Below are 21,303 nucleotides of genomic sequence, written 5' to 3'. Positions count from 1 at the left end.
TCCACCGGCCGGCCCGTCATCACTCGACAAGCTCGAACGCCTCCAGCTTGGGTGCGGCCATCTCCTCCCGGAACCGCGAGAACGTCCATGGCCAGACAGCCGGGATGCCCCGGTCGTCGAGGTACCAGCTGCGGCACCCCGTGACCCACACGGTGTGCTTGGCGGCCTCCTCGCGGGCCGCCTCCCACTCGTCGAGCGCTTCGTGGGTGGCGCTCACCTCCCGGGCGCGTCGGGTGCGCAGCAGCTCGACGAGCTGCATGATGTAGCGGAACTGCAACTCGGCCACCTCGATCAGCGAGAAGTTCCCGACCGGGCCGTTTGGACCGTTCAACATGAACAGGTTCGGGAAGTCGGGGATCGAGATGGCCAGGTACGCGACCGGCCGATCGGCCCACACCTTCTCCAGCACCGCCCCGTTTCGGCCGATGACCTTCATCGGGCGCATGAAGGCGTCGACCTGGAAGCCCGTGGCGAGCACCAGCACGTCCAGCTCGTGCAGCACGCCATCCGCGGTGCGGACCCCTCCGGGTTCGATGCGCTCGATCGGGGCGGTGACCAGCTCGGCGTTCGGTTGCTGGATCGCCTGGTAGAAGTCCTCCGAGATGACCAGCCGCTTGCACGCGGCTCGGTAGTCGGGTCGGAGGGCTTCGCGCAGCTCCGGATCGGTGACGTTGTTCTCGAGGTTGTCGAGACAGGCCTTCTCGATCATTTTGATCTGCGGGGAGTCGGCGTCGACCACCGCGTTGGCGAAGCTCTCCTCGAAGAGCTGCGAGAGCGAGTCGTGGAGCTGCACGAGCTGTCCCGGATCGGCGCGGAAGGCCGCCTTCTCCGCGTCGCTGTACGCCGGGTTGACCTGGGGCAGGATCCACTGCGCGGTGCGCTGGAACAGCGTGAGGTGCCCGACCTCGCCCACGATGGCCGAGACGATCTGCACCGCGGTCGAACCGGTGCCGATCACCCCCACACGCCGGCCGATCAATGGCACGTCGTGGTCCCAGCGAGCACTGTGGAACGCGTCCCCGGCGAAGGTGTTCAACCCTTCGATGTCGGGATAGCGCGGGTGGTGCAACACACCGGTGGCCGCGATGACCACGTCGACAGTGTCGGTGTGCCCAGACGCGGTCTCCAGGTGCCAGCGTCCTCCGTCGAACTCGCAGCGCAGCACCTCGTCACCGAAACGGATGTAGCGGTCGAGATCGTGCTTGTCGGCGACGCGCTCGAAGTAGGTCTGGATCTCCGACCCGGGCGCGAAGAGGTGACTCCACTCGGGGTTCAGATCGAACGAGTAGCTGTAGAGGTGCGACGGCACGTCGCAGGCGACGCCCGGGTAGGTGTTCTCGCGCCACGTCCCGCCGACCCGGTCGGCCTTTTCGTAGACGGTGAAGTCGGTCAGGCCGGCCTCGATCAGCTTGATGGCGCTGAGGATGCCGGCCATGCCGGCGCCGATGATGGCGAAGCGCAGAGGCCGGGCGCTGGCCTCGGCGATGTCGGTTGTCTCGGTCGCGGTTTCCACGTTCCCCCCGGGCTGGCTTTGCCGGACACTACGACTGCACGACTGCCACGCCCAGGGGAGAAGGTCCCGGCGAGCTGAATGCGCGGATCACATTCCACCCGAGACGACCAAGCGGGTGGCAGCATGCTCCACAGTCCTGGCGTCCGGTGCCTGGCGTGGCGGACGACGAGGGAGGACCGGTGACCGAGGCGACCGCCCCCGAACCACAGCCACCCGAGACCCCACCTGGACCTGGCCGGATCCCGCCTCGCGCCGTCGGTCCGGCCGCCTGGTGCTTCTTCGGTGCCATGGTCGGGGCCGGCTTCCTGCTCGCCGTGCTCGCCGCGTTCGACGTCCGTTTCCTCGGCGAAGACACCGTCGTCGTCGCGGCAGTGGCGTTCACCCTCCTGGCTGCAGCGGCCGCGGGCGCCACCATCACCGCGGCGGTCGTCGAACGGCGCGACCCCTCGCGCATCCCACTGCCACACCTGCTGCGGTGGTGGTTCGCGATCTTCGGTGGAGCGCTCACACTCCTGTCGGTATGGGGCGCGTGGTGGCTGGTGCTCGGCTCGGACTTCGGCACCACAGCCAAGGTGGCGATCACCGCGGGCATGGCCTCGGCCGCGCTCGTCGGGGCCGTCATCACCTCGGCAGCCACCGACGACCAGAGGCTGGAAGGTGCGCGCACCGAGGTGGCGGTGTGGTTCATCAACGCCGGCATCGGTCTGGCCGTCGGGGTTCTCTTCGCCATCGCTCCCGTGGTGGCGGTGGGCGCGCTCCGGACCCTTCGCGACGACGTCACCCTCCCGGTGCCGCCACCGATCGGCGACGCCTACGACCACTACGTGGCCCTGGGCGATTCGTACTCGGCCGGCGAGGGAATCCCCCGCTACTTCCCCGAGACCCGGAACCTCGACGAGGGCGGTGACCGCTGCCATCGCTCCCCGGCCGCGTACCCGCTCCAGCTCGTCTTCGAGAGCCCTGAGCCCACCGTGACGTTCAGGGCCTGCTCGGGTGCCGTCACCGACGACCTGTTCAACGACCGCACCGAACCCCGTACCGGCGGCCCCCGCTCCGTCGTCGTGAGTGCACAGGTCGATCCTCGAACGGTGCCCGATCCGAGCGTCGAGTTGGTCACCTTGACGATGGGCGGCAATGACGTGGCGTTCTCGCAGATCGTGCGACACTGCTTCGAGCTCGACAGCTGCACCGACGCACCGTTCGATCCCTTCGACCGCTACGACGAGGACCCGAAGCTCCACGACTGGGCGATGGTGGAGGCCGACGCGCTCGCCGATCGGCTGAGGATGGCCTACCGTCGGCTGCGCGAGGCCTACCCGCAGGCCCGCATCGTGGTGATCGGATACCCGTACCTCTTCCCCGGGGGCAGAGCAGGCGTTCGCTTCAGCGACTGCGACACGGTGCTGCGCCGGGTCAGCACCTACGAGCGGGTTCACCTCCGAGAGCTCCAGGACGAGCTCACCGCCCGCCTGTACCGGGAGGCCATCGCAGCAGGCGTGGAGTTCATCTCGCCGGCGGCGGTCTGGGACGGCCACGAGCCCTGCGGCGATCGGGGGCAGTACACGAACGCGTTGAACCCCATCGTGTTCGACGGGAGCTTCCACCCGAACCGGGCCGGCCAACGGGCGCTGGCCACGCTCGTCGCCTGCTATCTGGACACCACGTCACGACCCGCGCCGGGCGAGCTCGTGCGCCTGCCCTGGGAGACGGGGGTAACCGACGCCGCGCCCGCGCCGGGCACGCTGGCCCGACCCGTCCCGTGCCCCGAGGCCGAACCGGACCGCTGAGGGCGCAAGCCTCCGAGGAGCTGACGCTAGGGTCGGCGCAACCCGATCGACCCACGAGGAGGCGACATGGCGCTGGACCCGCACGCGAAGAAGACCGCCCTGCGAGCGATCACCTACGGCTTGTACGTCCTCACCGCCAGGGACGGTGACGAGCTGGCCGCCGCCGGCGTCAACTGGCTCACCCAGGCCTCGTTCGAACCACCGCTGGTCGTCACCGCCATCAAGACCGACAACGAGTCGCACCGGCTCATCGAGGCCAGTGGGGTCTTCGCGGTCAACGTACTCGGTAAGGACCAGCTCGACATCGGCAAGGCGTTCTTCCGCACCTCGACCGTGGAGGGCGACACGATCAACGGCTACCGCTTCGAGCCCGGTCCCGAGACCGGTTGCCCGCTCATCGTCGAGTTGCCGTACTGGTTCGAGTGCCGGGTGACCGACACGGTCAAGCGCGGTGACCACACGGTGTTCGTGGCGGAGACGGTCGGCGCCGGGGTACGGGACGAGACCGTGCTTCCCCTCGTGTTGCGCGACACCGGCATGAACTACGGCGGCTAGGCGCGGTACCGAGGTGATTCGATCGGGCAGGACGAGCGCCCCCGTCGACTCACACCACCCGTGGCGACCGGGTCACGCCGTGGCCGGCACGAGGTCGTGCCGAGCCACCAGGCGGCGGAACCACACCACGGAAACCGCGATGCCGCTGCCCGTGAGGACCCAGCCGGTGGCGGTCTTGGCCACCACGAACACGCCGATCGGCTGGGTGAGCAGCAACAGCAGGGTCGCACCGGCGTTGGCCACCTGCACAAACGCCCACAGCAACGTGATGCGCTCGAAGAAGCGCCGCACGCTGGCGTGGGCGAGCACGTGGTCGGGCAGGGGACAGAAGTCTGCAGCCAGCTTCTGGGCCAGCGGGCGCCCCGCAGGCAGCGACACCAGGAACGCGCCAGCGACCAGCAACGTGCCGAGCGTGGGCTGGAGGAAGAACACGAAGACGCTGCCCGTGGCCAGCGCGACCGCGAAGCGGGTGGTGATCCCGACCGAGCCCAACACGAGGACGCCGGGAACCCGCTCCCGCCGGATCAGCCGACGGGCAATGCAGCCGTAGGACCATGTCAGCCCGGTGAGGATCGCCGCCCACACGCCCATCGCCCACAGCGCGGCGTAGAACAGCACCAGCGGGATCAGGGTGGCCTCGAGCAGGTGGGGCAGAGCGTGGCGCGCCAGGTCACGCAGGCGTGGAATCTCGAACGCGGCCATCCGTTCGGGTTTCGGCGGTGGCGGCGCCGACCTTGACGGGAATCTATGGGGCGGAGGGCCGGCGTGCGGCTAGGACGGTGGACCGTCAGCCGACCTGGACCGGGAGGGAACGGCCATCGCCCACAGCACGTCGCGCCCGACCTCCACGTCGTGCGCCTCGCTAGCGTGGGCGATGGCCGCGTCGATCACCTTCCCGGCGACGTCACGGGTGACGTGGCCGCAGTCACACGGCACCTCGTAGACCACCTCGTCGGCCACGGTACGGGTTCCTTGCCGCCGCAGCATCCCGGACACCGGGGCTCTTCTCAGGATTTCAACCCCAGCGAGAAGCCGTCACCCGCCGCGATGGCCTGCCAGGTGGCCGAACCGGCCATCGTGGGGCTGAGCCGATGTCGGAAATCGCCCAGCCCCAGCTGGCCGACGTGGTTCCCACCCCACACCCACAGGGTGCCGTCGGCCTTCAGGGCCAACGTGTGGGAAGCACCCGGAGCGACCGTGACCCAGTCGGTGTCGGTCCCCACCTGGGTGGGCACGCCCCGCCCGTTCGTGTCACCGACGCCGAGCTGGCCGACGAAGTTGGTCGCCCCCCAGGCCCACAGCGTGCCCCCGGCCTTGAGGGCGAAGCCACCGGAATAGCTCGCCTCGACGTGAGCCCAGTCCGACTCGGAACCGAGCGATGTGGGCTCGAGATGGGGGTCGAGGTCCCCCAGGCCGAGCTCGCCGTCCTCATTGAAGCCCCACGCCCAGAGGGTTCCGTCGGCCTTCCGGGCGAAAGCGTGCGAGCCGTTCGGGGAGGCCGAGATGTCCACCCATCCGTCATCGAGGCCCACACGGGTGGGGACCCAGCGGTCGTCGAGATCACCGAGGCCCAGCTGGCCGAAGCTGTTCTCACCCCAGCTCCACAACGAACCATCGGCCTTCAGGGCGAGCGAGAAGCCCGAGCCGGCACTGACCGCCACCCAGTCGGTGTCGGTGCCGATCTGGGTGGGCGTCAACCGGTCGTCGGTGTCACCGGTGCCGAGCTGACCCCGACCGTTCGTCCCCCATGCCCAGAGGGACCCGTCGGACTTCAACGCCAGCACGTGCAGCGAACCCTGGTCCACCGCCACCCAGTCGGTGTCGGTGCCGATCTGGGTGGGCGTCAGCCGGTCGTCGGTGTCACCGGTGCCGAGCTGACCCATCCAGTTGTCTCCCCATGCCCACAGTGAGCCGTCACCGTCGATGGCGAGCACGGACCCTTGCCCGACCGAGAGGTGCTGCCAGTCCGGGTTCGTGCCGACCGGCACCGGGCGGTGACGGTTCGTGGTGTCGCCCAGGCCCAGCGAGCCGAGCCCGTTGTAGCCCCACGCCTTCAGGTTGGCCGTGCCGTCGTCATCGTCGAGGATGGTGACGGTCCCCGTCCCGTTGAGGATGGTGATGTCCTCGGGGTGACAGTCGTACTCACAACCCGGCGGCGGGGGAGGGGTCGGCACCGCGGTCGCCGACAGGATCGTGACCTCGAAGACCTCGTCGCCTTCCCGGTCGACGTCACCGAGGACGGCGAGGTTTGCGAAGCCGCGGTAGCCGGACCTGATCCGGGTCGTCTTCGGCATCGTCGGCGCCTTGTAGTCGGCGCCGGGTGTGGCACTGACCGGTGTCACCTGCCAGGTCACCTGCACCTCGGTGCCGGGCGGGTAGTCCCAGAACTCGGTGAACACGATGGGCACGCTCACGGTCTGGGGCTTGGTCTGGTCCCCTTCGAACACGCTGACCGAGCCGATCGAGATGGCGGCGGGCGGCTTGTACTCAGCCATGACGTCGAGCACACCCGACGGCGTGCCGACGCCGACCGGCGCACCGCTCACCCCCGTGATGCTGACCGTCAACGGCGGCGGGAAGAAGTACCAACCCGAGTACATGCCGAACAACTTCACGGAGGCGAATCCCCGGGTGCGGCCCGCAGGGATCCTCGTCGTCCTGATTCCCGCCGGTGCTGCGTAGTCGACGCCGAGCACACCCCCGGTGACCTGCCAGCTCACGTACACGTCCGACGCCTGCGGTCCTGACAGGGTGATCGGCACCTTGACCGTCGTGTTCCGCATCGGCGCGGGTACGACGACCGACCCCATCGACACCGTCGCCGGCGAGCTCGCCACGGCGGGACCCGCACCGAACACCACCGCCGCGGCGGTGAGCACCGCCATGACGCCCACCAGCACCACCGACCGGGCCGGCCTCCCGGGCATCCCCACCGCTCCTGAGACCCCGTGCCGACGCGACTGCGCTCCATGATGATCAGGCATGCCGAGGACGGTACGGATCGAGCGCAACACCAGCGCAACACGAACCCGTGGCGCGAGCGCGCGGTGCTTCAGCCCGTCAGCTCCGCGCCCGTCAGCTCGGCGACGGCTTCCTCCGCCCGACGCTGCCAGGGCCGGGCGCCGAACGCCTCACACGCCACCGCCCCGGCGCGCAGCGCCTCCACCGCTTCGCCACGCCGGCCCAGCGTCTGCAGGAGCATGCCCACCGCCGTGGCGGTGGAACCCCAGAACGCCAGGCCGGCGATCCCGCCGGCAAAGGCCAACCGCCCGGCGAGGGGTTGCAGCAGCGGGAGCATCCTTGCCGCCATCTCCCGATCACCGACCAGGGCCACCGCTTCGGCCAGGGTGACCGCGCCGCACAGCCAGGAGGCGTCGACCCGCCAGCCGTCCAACCCCGGATCGCGGCTGAAGGCGCGGATCTCGTCGGCGGCCTCGTCCAGCGCCCCGGACAGGGCGAGCGTGAGTGCGAGGGCACAGCGATACGCGGGGACTTCGTGGCCGTAGCTGGCCACCCCGGCTCGGGCGATCGCGGCGGCCTCATCGGGCCGCCCGGCGATGGTCATCCAGGTGAGCTGGTGGCCACCCCAGGTCCGCAGGGCGGTCGCGTTGCCCCGGTCCCGCCACATGGCCAGCGCCTCGTCGGCGAGTCGCCGGCCGGCCTCGACATCGCCGTCGACGATGGTGAGCAGCGCCCGCCAGGCGGCAACCCGCCAGCGGTCCATGAGCTCCCCGGAGGCGTCGGCCTCGAGCGCCGCGGCGGCGAGATCGTCCTCGACCCGCTGGCGCTCGCCGAGCTCGGCCAGATCGGACAGGCGGGCCAGGCGAGCATCGAACAGTGTGCGTCGGTCACCCCGTCGCACGGCGAGGCGGACCACCTCGTCAGCGATCTGGATCCGCCGATCGGTCTGGACCGGATGGCTGAAGGCGATCCGACTCGCCACCAGCGCCGCGCACACCACACCCTCATCCCCGAACTCGCGAGCCTGCCGGACCGCGCTGGTCGCCAGGTCGACCCGCCGGTCGAGCTCGTCCGGCCGGTAGAGCGCGAACGCCAGGTCACCCATCACCCGGATGCGCAGGCCGGCGTCGTCATCCGGTCCCAATCGCTCGAGCGCCTCCTCGAGGAGCGCCCGGTGCTCGTCGGAGACGAACCAGGCCGAGGTCTCCTCGGTCCCACCAGCCAGGCCCAAGACGGCTTCGGCGAACAAGGACGAGTCGTCACACGCCCGCGCCAGCTCCGCGGCGGCGACGTGTTCTGAGCGGGAGGCCTCGAGCGCGCCACTAGCCGTCGCGCAGCGCCCGAGCGCCAGACGCGCTCGCGCCTGGGCCCGGGCGTCAGCCGCGTGCTCGAGCGCGATGGTGAAGCGGCTCCAGGCGGACTCCCACGCCCGTTCGGTCAAAGCCAGCCACCCGGCTTGCATGGCCAGTTCATAGATCCTCGACGACTCGACGAGGTGACCCGCGCCCAGCGCGTGGTGGAGGATCTCGCCCGCTCGCGCCGTGCTGTCGGGGCGCCGGCTCCAAGTGTCGGCGATCAGCGCGTGCAGTCGCGCTCGACGGGCGGGCCCGAGGGCGTGCAACACCGCGTCCCGAACCAGCCCGTGGGTGAACGTCCAGCGGGCGACCGGTCCCTCCATCGGGCGAACGAGGTCGGCTCGGCTCGCCGCGCCGAGACCATCGATGGCGTCGTCCTCGGCCACCCCGGCCACCGCGCACACGGTCGCCAGATCGAACGTGGAGCCGGCGACGGCACCCACGGCGATGCAGTGTGCGCCCGGGGCGGGCAGCATGCGGCGCCGGCGCTCGATGCGGTCCCGGACGGCTTGTGGGATCCCCAGCGGGCCCTCGGCCAGCGGTGAGGCCTGGCGCTCGGCGGCGCTGCGGATCAACTCCGTGGCCAGGAACGGGTTGCCGTCGGTCGAATCCTCGACCCAACCGACGACCTCTGAGCGCTCGTGCTCCGATCGGTCCGGCAGCAGCCGGTCGGCGAGCGCTTGCAGGTCCTGCCGTGGGAGGCCTGGCAGGGCGATCGTCACGGTCGACGGTTCGCGGTCGAGCCGCTCGGCGAGCTCACCCATCGGGCCCTCGAGCAGCACGTGCGGCCGAGCGGTCGCCACCAGCAGGATCGGCGCCCCGCGCAACGCACCGACGAGGTGGCGCAGCAACGCCACCGTCTCGGGGCCGGCCCATTGCAGATCGTCGATCACCACCACCAGCGGAGACCGATGAGCGATCATCGTGTAGGCGACGGCGACCGCCTCGAACAGCTCCAGGCGATCGGCCGGTTCGTCGGACCGGTGCCAGGCCGTCTCGTCCGAGCGGATCCTCGCCCGCAGCGCCGGCACCATGACGGCGAGGGGCCGCGCCGCGGACCCGAGCTGCTCCACGACCTCGTCCCCGACGGTGTTCACGTAGCCGCTGAGCGTCTCGGCGATGGCCTGGTACGGGGGCCCATCGTCGTCGCAGGACCCGTAGAGGACCGTGGCTCCCATAGCGTGCATCCGGTGCGCAGCTTCCAGCACCAACCAGGTCTTGCCCATGCCCGATTCACCGGTCACCAGCACCACACCCGCCTCACCACGGGCCGCCGCCTCCCACTGCCGTTCGAGACACCTGAGCTCCTCGCGGCGACCCGTGAACACCGGTGGCCGGGGCGGCACGCACGACCGCGTGGAGCGGCGCGACCTGCCTTCGGGATCTGACGGGCGAACGGCCCGACCCGGGGGGCGCTCCTCGGTGCCGAGCAGCTGGACGTACAACGCCTCGGTCTCTGCCGAGGGAGAGACCCCGAGGGAGTCGGCGAGGACCCGCCGGCACCGCTCGTAGGCCGACAGTCCCGCACCGCGATCGCCCGCAGCCAGGTGCACCCGGAGGAGGTTCCGGTGGCCCAGCTCCCGGTAAGGCTCGATCCGGGTCGCCTCCTCAGCGGAGGCGAGAGCCGTCGAGAGCTCTCCCCGGGCCAACCGGGCGTCGGTCAGCAGGTCCAGAGCCCGAATCCGCCATCCGTGCAGCGTCGCCCGCCAGCCGTCGACCCAGTCGTTCTCCTCACCGGGCAGGAACGGTCGGGAGCAGATCGCCCTGGCCGGCACCGCCGCAGCTTCGATCGCCGCCCAGTCACCCTCTGCCACTGCCGCCTCGGCGCGCTGCAACGAGACCCGAGCCACCTCCACATCGGTGACCATCCCCCTCGGCAGGCACGGCTTCCAGCAGCCGGCCGCGCTCTCGATCGCCGCCCCCTCACCCACCGCTGCCTTCAGGAAGCTGCGCAGACGCGACACCGTGTTGCGCAGCGACGCCTCCCACGAAGCCGGCAGGGCCTCACCCCAGACGATCTCGGCCAGCTCGTGGCGGGAGATCGGAGCGCCGGCCAACGCCAGAGCCGCGAACACCAGCCGGACGTTGCCCTCGGGCAGATCGTGCTCCGCCCCGTCCACGCCCACCACCGACACCCGGCCGGTCAGGTACAGCCGGCTCGGTTCCGGGGTGGGACTCGGAGCAGCTGCCGGATCGGCAATATCGTCGAGCACTGATTCGACTCCCACCGTCGAAGCTGCCCAGCGCGAACGATCCGCATCCTACCGGTCGGTCCCGGCCCCCGTCCGACCGGCGACGGGCACGACCGCCTGGTCGGGCCGGTGACCCCGCCGGGGTGCAGGCTGGAGATCGGCCGTCGTCACGCCACTCGCACAGGGAGGACCCATGAACCTCATCGAGCACGAGATCACCGAGACCCTCCGGCGAGAGGAGGCCGCGGCACGCCTGCGGGCCATCGCCGACGAGCTGGCGTCGAACAACGACCTGTCCTTCGTCCGGGACGGCACCCGCTTCACGATCGACGTGCCCGACGAGGTGCTCCTCGAGATCGAGATCGAGGTGGGCGAGGGGGAGAGCGAGATCGAGGTCTCGCTCAAGTGGCCGATCCCCGAGGATTGAGCCGCGCCAGCCGAGCCATGGGCGGCCCCGGCTGCGTGGTGGCGGCGAGCACCTAGGAGAGCCGTGCGGCGACCCCGGTCTGGTTGACCAGGTCGAGCTGGAGCTGGTGGTAGTGCTTCAGGTGCGAGAGCCGTCTGGCGTCGAGGGTGAGACAGATCCATCCCCAATGCAGCGCCACCACGTCGCCTTCCCGGACCGGTCCCGCCAGAGCGAGGCCACCTCGGGCACCGACCACCTCTTCGCTGGTGGGTCGCCCGAGGGTCAGTCGCATCCCGTTCCACGCCAGCGGCCGGCACCGCACGACCGCCATGTCGCCGTCGACTCGCTCGACGACCCCCCAGCGGATGCGACAGCGATCCAGCACGTGGAGCGGCTGCTCGACCGTGCCGCCGCGGAGCAGGCCCACCCATGGGTACACGGCGAACACGTGGAACGCGTGGCTCAGCCGGGCCCGAGGGTCGATGGCGGCCACCAGCCGATTCCAGTCTGCGCCGGCCCGACCACGGAACCGGTCCTCCACCGAGCCACCGAGATCGTGCATCGCCACCTGGTCGAGGAGGGGGCTTCCCAGCCAGTAGGCCTCCACCACCCTCCGGTCGAGCGGATCGAGGCCTGACGCTCCGGCGATGACCTCGAGGTAGGGCCATGCGCCCTCGAAGCCCCGGCACAGCTGGCGCAACCCGCCGTCGGTGGCACCGCTGGCCGCGTACTCGAGAAGCGATCCGTCGTCGTCGGGTCCGCAGTAGCCGAGCTCGTTCGGCGGGTAGGCGAAACGGGCGAAGAGCAGCGCGCCGTCTTCCCCGTCCGCGAGCGGTCCCGAGCAGTGGAGGGTGGAGGTCATGCTGGTCCCCGATCCGAGCTCTCGTGCGGTCGGACAGCCAGGACCACGATCACCATCGTGCCCGCGGCGATGGCTGCCAAACCGGCGAGGTCCGCCTGCACGGACACGCCCCGCACCGAGGCGTCGAGGGCCGCGGTGATCACCGCGCCGAACACCAGCACCGCGGTCACGTCGACGGCTTGGGCTCGCGCCAGGGCCGAGTACCACGTCGCGACGTAAGCGGTGAGGATGACCCCGGTGGCGAGCACCCACCCCCACTGCGACGCGCTGTACCCGGCGAACGCGTCGAGCTGGCCGGTGACGGCGAGCCAGGCCACGAGCACGACCACCCCGATGCCCATCCGCGAGACGCCCACGGTGAGCGGCGACAACGACGAGAGCAGCCGCTTGGCCACGAGGATCTCGACCGACCACAACAGGGTGGCTGCGAGGATCATCAGCTCGCCCGACCGGAGACGCAACGAGGCCAGGTCCTCCGCCAGCAAGGCCTGACCGACCACGATGGCGCCGATGGCCGCGACGTGCGGCCATCCCAGCCGCTCCCGCAGGAACAGCACCGCCAGCACCCCCACCCACACGACCAAGGTCTTGTGGATGAAGGCCGCGTCGGTGGACGTGGCCCGGGAGAGTCCATCGAAGAACAGCAGGAAAGGCAGGCCCCCGCCGATCACCCCGACCGTGAGCAGGCCCAGCTTCTGCGCGCTGGTCCGCGGCGGGGTCCAACCGTCCTCAGAGCGTCGAGCCGTGGCCGCCACGAGCAACGCGCCCAGGCATGCTGCGGCCACCAGGTTCTTGGCCGTCGTGTAGGCAGACGAGTTGTCGAACTGCTTGACCGCGTAGCCGTTGACGAAGACCGCAATACCGCTGATCACCGCGGTCGCGCCCGCCAGGCCGATGCCCCAGGCACGGGTGTGCGGGATCCAACTCGGGCGGCGTTCCCCCACTGGCTCACGCATCCGTGGCTCCCTCCAGATCCGCCAGTGCGGCGCGGGCGCGCGCGATCTGCCGGGCGTCGTCCTCCCCGAGCACGGTCACGACGAAACCGGTGTGGACGAGCACCCAGTCACCCTCGCGCACATCGGTGCCCTCGATCAGCTGCATGGCGATCGACGCCGAGCGGATCGTGCCGCCGGCGTCGACTCGAGCGTGCTCACCGTTCACCTCGCACACCCGTCCCACGAGCGACAGACACATCAGCCCCCACCCCCCGCTCTCGCCCAGGACACCACCTCGGCCACCCGCCGCGCCGCCTGGTCGACCGCCGCCGCCACCGCTGGCGAGAGCCCTGGCCCATCCGCCTCGTCGGTGATCTCCACGCCGATGAGCACCAGGCTCGCCGGCAGGCGCCCCAGCACCCGACCCAGCTCGACGGCCTCGGCCACGCCGCCGCCGTGGCTGCTCACCGCCGGGACGGTCACCAGGGGGCCAGCGAGCAGGTCGACGCATCGGACAGCCCCTGCCCGGCCACCGGCGCGGATCCCGTCCACGACCACCGCCAGATCCACCCCTTCCCACGCCTCGAGCAACCGGGTCGGTTCCCCGTCGACCAGCGCCACCGCCACCTCTGGCGGAAGCCACCGGCGGGCAGCTTCCACCACACGATGACCGACGCCGTCGTCGCGCCGCCACGGGTTGCCGACGCCGACCACCGCCGCCCGAGCGGGTTGCTCACGCCCACCGCGGTGCGCCACGGCTGCCGGGTCGCCGGTCACCGATCGACCCGCTCGAGCTCGAGGAAGTGCGTCGCGCACGAGATGCACGGGTCGTGGTTGCGGATCGCCATCTCGCACCGTCGGGTCAATGCCTCGTCGTCCAGCGCCAGGTTGTCCTCCACCAGGTGCCACAGATCGTGCTCGATGGTCGGCTGGTTCTGCGAGGTCGGGGGGACGATCACCGCATCGGCGATCGTGCCGTCCTCCTCCAGCACGTAGCGGTGGTACAGCAGCCCTCGTGGCGCCTCGGTGCAACCGTGCCCCACACCGGCCCGAGGCTCCACCCGCAGCGCGGGGGTGTCGGGCTCCTCGTAGGCGTCGATGGCCGCCAGTGCCTCCTCGCACGCGTGCAGCACCTCCACGGCCCGAACCACGATGCTGCGGAACGGGTTGGTGCAGGTCGCTCCGAGACCGGCCCGCCGTGCCGCGTCCAATGCGACAGGGCGGAGCCGGTCGTGGTTCAACGAGTAGCGGGCCAGCGCGCCACACAGGTAGTGATCCCCGTCCAGGGTGGCGTGCAGCGCGTTCGAGTGCTCGACCTGCTCCTCGGTCACTCGATCGAGGAACTCGGCATCGCTGATATCGAGCCCCCGGTTCGACACCACCCGGCCGCCGAGGACCGGGTAGCGATCCGGCTCCCGCACCGAGACGAAGGTGTAGTCGTGCCCCGCATCGGGGAACTCGAAACCGGCGACCCACTCGACGGTGGCCAGGGCGTCGTCGCGGGCGCGCTCGAGCCCGGGGCGGAGACGCTGCAGCTCGCGCGAGGTGGGGACGCGGTGGAAGCCGCCGACCCGCACGTTCACCGGGTGGATGGCCCGACCGCCGATGAACTCGATGAGCTGGTTCCCCGCCTTCTTCAGCCGCAAGCCTCGCTCCACGCTGGGCCGGTCGCGCCCGGCGAGCGCCACGGCGGAGTCGAGCCCGAAGAAGTCCGGCGCGTGCAGCAGGTAGATGTGCAGGGTGTGGCTCTCGATCCACTCACCGGCGTACAAGATGCGCCGGAGCAGCTCGAGCGGGCCGTCCACCACCACGCCACAGGCGTCCTCGATCGCCCGGCACGCGCTCATCTGGTAGGCGACGGGACAGATGCCGCAGATCCGGGCCGTGATGTCGGGAGGCTCGAGGTAGGAACGCCCCCGCAGGAACGCCTCGAAGAACCGCGGGGGCTCGTAGATGCGGAGCTGCACGTCGGCCACTCGGCCGTCGACGGTCTCGATGTAGAGCGCCCCCTCACCCTCGACCCGAGCCAGGCTGTCGACCTTCAGCGTGCGCCCGGCCGGCGCCCGATGGGTCATCGCCGATCCTCCGCACGGTCCGACTCGTGTCCACTTCGGGCCCTGTTCCCCCGAAAGGTCACGGCCACGGTGGCCGCCTCCGCTCGCCGGGTGCCCTCCTCCCGGAAACCGGGAGCCCACGCGTTGAAGGTGCGTAGCACACGGCTGATGTCGCGGTCGGTGACCCCCATCTGCTCGAAGCGCTCTGCCAGCGCTCGGGACCGCGGGGACTCCATCGGACCGAAGCATCCGTAGCAGCCCCGGTGGTAGGTGGGGCACAGCGCGCCGCATCCAGCGTGGGTCGCAGGCCCGAGGCAGGGGGTGCCGTGCGCCACCATCACGCACACGTTGCCCCGCTCCTTGCACTCGACGCACACGCTATGGGCCGGCACCGCCGGCCGGCGGCGGGCAAGGAAGGCCGAAAGGACCTCGAGGAGCTGCCGCTTGTCGATCGGGCAGCCCCGCAGCTCGAAATCCACCGGCACGTGAGCGGCGATGGGCGTGCTCTCCGCGAGGGTGGAGATGAACGACGGTTGCGCGTACACGATCGACAGGAACCCCTCCACGTCGGCGAAGTTGCGCAGCGCCTGGATGCCTCCCGCCGTGGCACAGGCACCGATCGTCACCAGCCGTGCCGACGCCTCACGGATGCGGCGGATGCGGTCCCGATCGGACGGCGTGGTGATGGAGCCCTCCACCAGCGACAAGTCGTAGGGGCCAGCGACCGGCGCGCTCGATGCCTCGAGGAAGTAGGCGATGTCGAGGGCGCCGGAGACGTCGAGCAGCTCGTCCTCGCAGTCGAGCAGGGTGAGCTGGCACCCGTCGCACGAGGCGAACTTCCACACCGCGAGCTTCGGGCGGGTGCTCACAGGCCTCGCACCGCCAGGAGCGGCTGGAGCCGTTCCCACGTTCCGACCGGTCCCTCGCGGCACACGAAGATCGGGCCAAGCTGGCAGTGGCCGCACTGCGCGACGGCGCACTTCATGTTGCGTTCGAGGGAGACCTCGATGTCGCCCGGCGAGACGCCCCGTCCGGTCAAGGTGTTCGCCGCGAACCGCATCATGATCTCGGGTCCGCAGAGGAAGGCGACGGTGCCAGCCGGATCGATGGTGGCTCGGGTGATCAGCGCGGTGACGACTCCGACATCACCCCGCCAATCCGGACCGGCGCGATCGACGGTGACCTCCACCGACAGGTCGGAGCGTGACCGCCACTCCTCGAGCTCGGCCCGGTACAGCAGTGTCTCGGGGGACCGAGCGCCGACGAGGACGTTGACACGCCCATACGCCTGGCGATCCTCGAGGATTCGGTAGATGATCGGCCGGAGCGGGGCGAAACCGATGCCTCCACCGATCACCACCACGTCACGCCCTCGGGCCCGCTCGACGTCCCACCCTCGCCCATAGGGTCCGCGCAATCCCACGACCTCGCCAGGGCCGAGCGCGCACAGCGCCTGGGTGGTCGCACCGACAGAGCGGACGGTGTGGACGACCGTGTCGCCCCTCGCCGGGTCGCCACTCACCGAGATCGGCACCTCACCCTGACCGAACGCGTACACCATGTTGAACTGCCCGGGCTCCGGCGGGTCGAGTGCTCGATCGATCGGCTCGAGCTCGAAGGTCACCGTGTCAGCGAGCTCCCGGGTGACCGCCACGACCCGGTGGCGGGACGGGACCATCGGCGGACCGCCGACCGGAGCGTGCTGGAGCTCAACCGACATGCCCGTCACCCACCGGGTTGCCGTAGACGTCGAGGAGCTGGAGACGGGTCTGCAAGAGCCGCTCCTGGGCGATGCGAGCGAAGCGTTGCATCAGCCGGTAGCCGAGGGCGGTGTCGTCGTCACACTTGCCGCGGAGGCACGCGCCGTCGAGCGCGATGGCCGAGGTCTCGGCCGTGGCCCGGGCGCCGAGGCTCCAGCGGTAGGGCGGGAACAGCCACGACCAGCCGACCACGTCGCCGTCGCGCAACGTGGCCACCACGAGCGAGCCTCGTCCCGGTGCGTGGACGTCGAGCGCTACCCGCCCGTGGCGGATCACGTAGAAGGTGTCGGCCGGTCCTCCTTCTTCGAAGATCTGCTCACCCTCGTCGAAGTGGACGTTGACACCGCAGCCGGCGATGAGGTCGAGATCGCCCTCGGGGAGATCGGCGAACACCGGATGCTCGGCGAGCAGCTCGCGGATGCCCTTCATCCGCGGCCCTCACGAACGGGCATGGCGACCTCGGCGGGATCGGGCTCCTGAGTGGGCTCCGCCCAGATGGCAGCCACCTCCTCCGTCAGGTCGATCCCCACCGGGCACCAGGTGATGCAGCGTCCACAGCCCACACAACCCGAGCTGCCGAACTGCTCGATCCAGGTGCCGAGCTTGTGCGTGAGCCACTGGCGGTAGCGGTCGCGGTGGGTGCCGCGGACGCTGGCTCCGTTGAGATACGAGTGATCGAGGGTGAAGCAGGAATCCCACCGCCTCCATCGCTCGGCCTCCGCACCGGTGAGGTCGGTGACGTCCTCCACGCTGCTGCAGAAGCAGGTCGGGCAGACCAGCGTGCAGTTCGTGCACGCCAGGCACCGCTCGGCCACCTCGTCCCATCGGGGGTGGTCCAGGTTGGAGGCGAGCAGCTCGGCGATGCCCTCGGTTTCGACTCGGCGGCTCATGCGCCGGGCCGCCTGGGCAGTGACCTCGAGCGAGGCCGCGATGTCTTCGGGTGTGCTCGGCCGCCCGTCGATGCCATCGAGCAGCGCGACCGCCTTCTCGGTGGCGGCTTCGAGCAGGAACTCGTGCGGGGGCCCGAGCAGCTCGGTGAGCGCGAGGTCGTAGCCGCCTTCGGCCCGAGGTCCGGCCCGCATGGACGAGCAGAAGCAGGTGGTTGCCGGATCGGAACAGTGCACGGCCACGACGAAGCACCCTTGCCGCCGGTGAGCGTAGAGAGGATCGGTCGGGCCGCCCCCGATGAACACCCGGTCCTGGATGGCGATGGCGTGCAGGTCGCAGGAGCGCACACCGACGAACGCCAAGGGCGGCTCGCTGCTCGGGTCATCGATGACGACATCGAAGCCGTCATCGGAGCGCTCGGCCCGCCAGAGGCGGGTTCGAGGTGGGAACAGGAACTGGCGCCACGCGTGAGGGCCGACGGCCCAGCCGAAGTACGCGCCGTCCTCCCGGCGCCGGAGCCGATACGAACCGGGTTCCTGGTCGTCGGTCCAGCCGCGGGGCAGATCGCTGACCGACCGGAGCTCGTCGAGGACGATCGAGCGGTCGCGCACCGTCGGGCCGAGCACCCGGTAGCCCGCCTCGCGCAGCAACCCGAGGAGTTGCTCGAGGCCGGTGCTGTCGACCACCAACCGGGCACGAACCACGGCGGAAGGCAGCATGGGCGCACCTTCGGTGCGAACCGGGCCAGCAGCGATCGGCCGAAGGTCTGGCGAGCTTGGAGGCACCGCCTAATGAACGTGGCAACCCTCGGGCCGTGTCAAGGCCTGGGGGGGGAATAGAACGAGCTCGGAATCGCCGGGCGGACAGCGCCAACCGGAGCGCTCGACCCGACCAGCTCGCAGCCCGGGGGCTAGACCATGTGACGCACACCCCTGCCTGTTCGCCGCCACGGTCGGTTGACTGGCATTCGCGCCGCGATCGACCGAGCCGCCATGTCCCAGACCACCACACCTCCACTCCGAGGACCCTCCAGTGCCGGAGGTTGGCGCCGATCGAGCGATCGTCGCGGCGGTCACCGGCCTCGGGCGTCAGCTCGATCTCAGCGTGGTCGCCGAAGGGGTGGAGAGCGCGGAGCAATTGGAGCTGCTGCGTGGGCTCGGCTGTGACCTCGCTCAGGGGTTCCTGTTCGCCTCCGCGGTCCCACCCGATGCCCTCGCGGCGATCTTGCGTTGATCGACGGTCTCACGGGCCGGGGCTGCAGCCTTCCACCACGAGGGTGCCCACCCCGATGCCTTCGAAGTCCCCGGTGATCCGAAGCGGTGGACCGCTCTCCACAGCAGCGTCCGGGGCACGCACCACCTTCGGCGGATCGCCACCGAGGTTGGCACCCATCGAGCCGGTGCCGTCACCCAGCGACATCTCCGCGCTGACCGCGATCGGGACCTGATCGGCGCGTGCGCCCCGACCTGAGATCAGCAACGTGCCGGTGCCGTCACCCCCGGTCGATTCGCAAGCCACGGCGAAGGTGAAGGTCTCGCCCGCCAGCTCGAGCCGGGCTGGACCTCCACCGGTGAAGTTGGTCGCGATGGGCGGGCCCGCCTGTTGCTCGCCGGCCCTACATCCGGCGAGCAACAGGGCTGCACCCACCACATACCGTGCGCGACGGCCCCCTACCGTCACGCTCGACGCCGGCGCCCGGCCAACACCAGCACCAGCCCGACTCCGACGAACAGCACGCCGGCGCCCACGCCCCGAGCGAGGTCGAGACCGGTGCGCGGCAGGGTCGCCGCCTGCACCGTCGGTCGTGCCTGAGTCACGCCCGCCACCGCGACGACCGGGGTGGTGACGTCGTCACGGTTGTTCGACGGGATCTCGTCCGGCTCGTCGGCACGAACCTCGGCCACGTTGGTCACGGACGGTTGGGCACCGGAGCCGACGAGGACCGTGAGGGTGATCTCCACGGTGGTGCCGGCGGCCATCGAGGGCACGGTGCAGGTGATGGTGGTGGTGCCGGCGCAGCTCCACCCACTCGGCGGCTGGACCGACACCAAGGTCAATCCGGCCGGCAGTTGGTCGGTCACCACCACGTTCGTAGCGGTGGACGGTCCGTTGTTCGTGACTCGCAGCGTGTAGGTCGCCTGCTCGCCGACGGTGAAGATCGTCGCAGGTGTCTCCTTGACGATGGCCAGATCCGCGACCGGTGTGACCGGGGTCTGCTCGTCGTCGTCGTCAGAGGCTGGAGCGCCGTCGTCATCCACGACTGAAGCCACCACCGTGTCGGTGACGACCTCACCACCCGAGCCTTCGACCCGCACCGTGAACTCGCAGGTGTAGATCTCGTCAGGACCGATGCTCACGCCCGCTTCGCACGTGGTGGCGAGTACCGGATCGGTAGCGGGTGCCGTCACGCTGAACGGCGTGCCGCCGTCGATTGAGTCGGTGACGGCAGTGATCGTCACCGGCTCGAAGGACGTGTTGTGGATCGACACGGTATAGGTGACCTCACCACCCGGTGCCGCCACGCTCGCGCCACCGTCGTCCTTGGTGACCTCGACCGTCGGCGGCACATCGGTGATGATGACCGAGGCATCGTCCTCGCCGTTGGCAGTCGTGCCGTCATCATCGATGACGGTTGCTCGTACCACGTCGGTGACGACTTCCTCGGCGTTGCCCGACACGACCAGGGTGAACTCGCAGGAGTACGTGGATCCTGGTGCGATCCACACGCCGGTCTCGCAGGTCGTCGCGGTGATCGGTGCTATCGCTACCGTGGCGTCGAACGGGGTGCTCTCATCGATCGAATCGGTGATCGCGGTGACCATCACCGGTTCGAACGACGTGTTGTGGATAGACACGGCGAAGGTCACCGGCGCGCCTGGCTCCGGCACCGACGTCGGGTCGGCGGACTTGGTCACCACGATCGTCGGCGCGACGTCGTCGACCCGTACCACGGCGGTGTCGGTGTCGGAGAGGTGCTCACCCGACCTGCTCGATCCGCTGGCGGTGGCCACGTTCATGACGGTGCCCGGTTCGAAGCTCATGAGCGCCGACTGCCCGGTCGCGGCGCCGCCAACGGCGAGATCGTCCGCTTGCCCGTCGCCGTCCTGATCCGACAGACCCGACAGGGTCACCGCGAAGTCGTCGCCGAGGATCAGCGGGGTGCCGTTGTCGTCGACCAACGACACGTTCAGCAACGGCGCATTCCCCGGGTTGGTGACCACGTAGCAGTACCGGACCTGCTGGCCCTCCTCCACCACGAGCGTGACGCCGTCGACTCCCGGACACGACTGACCCTCACGCACCGCCGTCTTCACCACCGCCACCGCCGGTCGGGTCACCATGACCACCGCGTCGTCGGTATCGGTGAACTGCTGGCCAGACGCACTCGAGCCCGAAGCTCTCGCCACATTCGTGATCGAACCGGCGGTGCTCCACACCTTGGGCGCCGACTGGCCGGTGGCGGTGCCGCCAACCGCCAGATCGTCCGCCTGGCCGTCACCGTCCTGATCCGACAGACCCGACAGCGTCACCGCGAAGTCATCCCCCGGATTCCCCGGCGTGCCGTTGTCATCGACCAACGCCACGTTCAGCAACGGCGCATTCCCCGGGTTGGTGACCACGTAGCAGTACCGGACCTGCTGGCCCTCCTCCACCACGAGCGTGACGCCGTCGACTCCCGGACACGACTGACCCTCACGCACCGCCGTCTTCACCACCGCCACCGCCGGTCGGGTCACCATGACCACCGCGTCGTCGGTATCGGTGAACTGCTGGCCAGACGCACTCGAGCCCGAAGCTCTCGCCACATTCGTGATCGAACCGGCGGTGCTCCACACCTTGGGCGCCGACTGGCCGGTGGCGGTGCCGCCAACCGCCAGATCGTCCGCCTGGCCGTCACCGTCCTGATCCGACAGACCCGACAGCGTCACCGCGAAGTCATCCCCCGGATTCCCCGGCGTGCCGTTGTCATCGACCAACGCCACGTTCAGCAACGGCGCATTCCCCGGGTTGGTGACCACGTAGCAGTACCGGACC

At 70.2% G+C, this 21,303-nt stretch carries 20 protein-coding genes; 4 read left to right on the top strand and 16 right to left on the bottom strand.

The window, feature by feature from the left end:
- Positions 1–19: 19 nt before the first annotated feature.
- Entirely contained in the window at positions 20–1,513 is a 1,494-nt protein-coding gene (locus tag HZF19_RS10235; protein ID WP_208028681.1) for a flavin-containing monooxygenase, read from the bottom strand.
- 179 nt (positions 1,514–1,692) lie between these two features.
- On the opposite strand from HZF19_RS10235, the gene HZF19_RS10230 reads away from it, so the two are divergent.
- Together HZF19_RS10230 and HZF19_RS10225 are read left to right on the top strand one after the other, a co-directional pair.
- Entirely contained in the window at positions 1,693–3,300 is a 1,608-nt protein-coding gene (locus tag HZF19_RS10230; protein WP_208028680.1) for an SGNH/GDSL hydrolase family protein, read from the top strand.
- A 72-nt stretch (positions 3,301–3,372) separates the two neighbouring features.
- Positions 3,373–3,855 carry a flavin reductase family protein gene (locus tag HZF19_RS10225; protein WP_372443455.1) on the top strand — a complete coding sequence of 161 codons (483 nt, stop codon included), beginning with the start codon at positions 3,373–3,375 and terminating at the stop codon, positions 3,853–3,855.
- Between the two features lie 72 nt (positions 3,856–3,927).
- Here the strand turns inward: HZF19_RS10225 and HZF19_RS10220 are convergent, their stop codons facing one another.
- The 4 genes from HZF19_RS10220 to HZF19_RS10205 all read right to left on the bottom strand — a co-directional run bounded on the left by HZF19_RS10220 (position 3,928) and on the right by HZF19_RS10205 (position 10,399).
- Positions 3,928–4,557 (bottom strand): VC0807 family protein, encoded by a 630-nt coding sequence (locus HZF19_RS10220; RefSeq protein ID WP_208028678.1) that lies wholly within the window; start codon positions 4,555–4,557, stop codon positions 3,928–3,930.
- A gap of 69 nt (positions 4,558–4,626) precedes the next feature.
- Complete coding sequence (locus HZF19_RS10215) at positions 4,627–4,815, bottom strand: hypothetical protein (RefSeq protein WP_208028677.1); 189 nt, start codon at positions 4,813–4,815, stop codon at positions 4,627–4,629.
- A 47-nt stretch (positions 4,816–4,862) separates the two neighbouring features.
- Entirely contained in the window at positions 4,863–6,839 is a 1,977-nt protein-coding gene (locus HZF19_RS16880) for an RCC1 domain-containing protein (RefSeq protein WP_208028676.1), read from the bottom strand.
- 68 nt (positions 6,840–6,907) lie between these two features.
- The gene (locus HZF19_RS10205; RefSeq protein WP_208028675.1) at positions 6,908–10,399 is read right to left on the bottom strand and encodes an ATP-binding protein; all 3,492 of its coding nucleotides are present in this window, start codon (positions 10,397–10,399) and stop codon (positions 6,908–6,910) included.
- Between the two features lie 157 nt (positions 10,400–10,556).
- Between HZF19_RS10205 and HZF19_RS10200 the strand changes: the two genes are divergently transcribed.
- A complete protein-coding gene (locus HZF19_RS10200) occupies positions 10,557–10,790 on the top strand; it encodes an amphi-Trp domain-containing protein (RefSeq protein WP_208028674.1) in 234 nt (77 codons plus the stop codon).
- 52 nt (positions 10,791–10,842) lie between these two features.
- Here the strand turns inward: HZF19_RS10200 and HZF19_RS10195 are convergent, their stop codons facing one another.
- The 9 genes from HZF19_RS10195 to HZF19_RS10155 are packed head-to-tail and all read right to left on the bottom strand — an operon-like array spanning position 10,843 to position 17,987.
- The gene (locus HZF19_RS10195; protein WP_208028673.1) at positions 10,843–11,631 is read right to left on the bottom strand and encodes a DUF6390 family protein; all 789 of its coding nucleotides are present in this window, start codon (positions 11,629–11,631) and stop codon (positions 10,843–10,845) included.
- Positions 11,628–12,587, bottom strand: coding sequence for a DMT family transporter (locus HZF19_RS10190; RefSeq protein WP_208028672.1), 960 nt, complete (start codon positions 12,585–12,587; stop codon positions 11,628–11,630). Before HZF19_RS10190 ends, HZF19_RS10195 begins: the two co-directional genes overlap by 4 nt.
- Positions 12,580–12,825 (bottom strand): HypC/HybG/HupF family hydrogenase formation chaperone, encoded by a 246-nt coding sequence (locus HZF19_RS10185; protein ID WP_208028671.1) that lies wholly within the window; start codon positions 12,823–12,825, stop codon positions 12,580–12,582. The genes HZF19_RS10190 and HZF19_RS10185 overlap by 8 nt, the downstream gene beginning before the upstream one ends.
- On the bottom strand, positions 12,825–13,343 hold the full coding sequence (locus HZF19_RS10180; RefSeq protein ID WP_208028670.1) for a hydrogenase maturation protease: 519 nt from the start codon (positions 13,341–13,343) through the stop codon (positions 12,825–12,827). The genes HZF19_RS10185 and HZF19_RS10180 overlap by 1 nt, the downstream gene beginning before the upstream one ends.
- Positions 13,340–14,641 (bottom strand): Ni/Fe hydrogenase subunit alpha, encoded by a 1,302-nt coding sequence (locus tag HZF19_RS10175; RefSeq protein WP_208028669.1) that lies wholly within the window; start codon positions 14,639–14,641, stop codon positions 13,340–13,342. The genes HZF19_RS10180 and HZF19_RS10175 overlap by 4 nt, the downstream gene beginning before the upstream one ends.
- The gene (locus HZF19_RS10170; RefSeq protein WP_208028668.1) at positions 14,638–15,489 is read right to left on the bottom strand and encodes an NADH-quinone oxidoreductase subunit B family protein; all 852 of its coding nucleotides are present in this window, start codon (positions 15,487–15,489) and stop codon (positions 14,638–14,640) included. The genes HZF19_RS10175 and HZF19_RS10170 overlap by 4 nt, the downstream gene beginning before the upstream one ends.
- Positions 15,486–16,340 (bottom strand): FAD/NAD(P)-binding protein, encoded by an 855-nt coding sequence (locus tag HZF19_RS10165; RefSeq protein ID WP_208028667.1) that lies wholly within the window; start codon positions 16,338–16,340, stop codon positions 15,486–15,488. The genes HZF19_RS10170 and HZF19_RS10165 overlap by 4 nt, the downstream gene beginning before the upstream one ends.
- Complete coding sequence (locus HZF19_RS10160; RefSeq protein WP_208028666.1) at positions 16,330–16,809, bottom strand: cyclic nucleotide-binding domain-containing protein; 480 nt, start codon at positions 16,807–16,809, stop codon at positions 16,330–16,332. The genes HZF19_RS10165 and HZF19_RS10160 overlap by 11 nt, the downstream gene beginning before the upstream one ends.
- Complete coding sequence (locus HZF19_RS10155) at positions 16,806–17,987, bottom strand: 4Fe-4S dicluster domain-containing protein (RefSeq protein ID WP_208028665.1); 1,182 nt, start codon at positions 17,985–17,987, stop codon at positions 16,806–16,808. The genes HZF19_RS10160 and HZF19_RS10155 overlap by 4 nt, the downstream gene beginning before the upstream one ends.
- 313 nt (positions 17,988–18,300) lie before the next feature.
- On the opposite strand from HZF19_RS10155, the gene HZF19_RS16875 reads away from it, so the two are divergent.
- Positions 18,301–18,501: an EAL domain-containing protein gene (locus HZF19_RS16875; RefSeq protein WP_307781199.1), complete on the top strand. Its 201-nt coding sequence runs from the start codon at positions 18,301–18,303 to the stop codon at positions 18,499–18,501.
- Positions 18,502–18,510: 9 nt separating this feature from the next.
- Here the strand turns inward: HZF19_RS16875 and HZF19_RS10145 are convergent, their stop codons facing one another.
- Together HZF19_RS10145 and HZF19_RS10140 are read right to left on the bottom strand one after the other, a co-directional pair.
- A complete protein-coding gene (locus HZF19_RS10145) occupies positions 18,511–18,915 on the bottom strand; it encodes a hypothetical protein (protein ID WP_208028664.1) in 405 nt (134 codons plus the stop codon).
- A gap of 29 nt (positions 18,916–18,944) precedes the next feature.
- A partial coding sequence (locus HZF19_RS10140; RefSeq protein WP_208028663.1) for a DUF11 domain-containing protein occupies positions 18,945–21,303 on the bottom strand: 2,359 nt, incomplete at its 5' end.

The organism is Rhabdothermincola sediminis, from assembly GCF_014805525.1.
GTDB lineage: Bacteria > Actinomycetota > Acidimicrobiia > Acidimicrobiales > Acidimicrobilacustridaceae > Rhabdothermincola > Rhabdothermincola sediminis.
The sequence above is the reverse complement of the archived record's forward strand: the minus strand, read 5'-3'. Positions and strand labels throughout refer to the sequence as shown.

What these genes read in the sequence shown, in the direction of transcription:
- HZF19_RS10220 (WP_208028678.1), bottom strand. Translation starts at nt 4,557, where the DNA reads ATGGCCGCGTTCGAGATTCCACGCCTGCGTGACCTGGCGCGCCACGCT.
- HZF19_RS16880 (WP_208028676.1), bottom strand. Translation starts at nt 6,839, where the DNA reads ATGCCTGATCATCATGGAGCGCAGTCGCGTCGGCACGGGGTCTCAGGA.
- HZF19_RS10200 (WP_208028674.1), top strand. Translation starts at nt 10,557, where the DNA reads ATGAACCTCATCGAGCACGAGATCACCGAGACCCTCCGGCGAGAGGAG.
- HZF19_RS10195 (WP_208028673.1), bottom strand. Translation starts at nt 11,631, where the DNA reads ATGACCTCCACCCTCCACTGCTCGGGACCGCTCGCGGACGGGGAAGAC.
- HZF19_RS10190 (WP_208028672.1), bottom strand. Translation starts at nt 12,587, where the DNA reads ATGCGTGAGCCAGTGGGGGAACGCCGCCCGAGTTGGATCCCGCACACC.
- HZF19_RS10185 (WP_208028671.1), bottom strand. Translation starts at nt 12,825, where the DNA reads ATGTGTCTGTCGCTCGTGGGACGGGTGTGCGAGGTGAACGGTGAGCAC.
- HZF19_RS10175 (WP_208028669.1), bottom strand. Translation starts at nt 14,641, where the DNA reads ATGACCCATCGGGCGCCGGCCGGGCGCACGCTGAAGGTCGACAGCCTG.
- HZF19_RS10165 (WP_208028667.1), bottom strand. Translation starts at nt 16,340, where the DNA reads ATGTCGGTTGAGCTCCAGCACGCTCCGGTCGGCGGTCCGCCGATGGTC.
- HZF19_RS10160 (WP_208028666.1), bottom strand. Translation starts at nt 16,809, where the DNA reads ATGAAGGGCATCCGCGAGCTGCTCGCCGAGCATCCGGTGTTCGCCGAT.
- HZF19_RS10155 (WP_208028665.1), bottom strand. Translation starts at nt 17,987, where the DNA reads ATGCTGCCTTCCGCCGTGGTTCGTGCCCGGTTGGTGGTCGACAGCACC.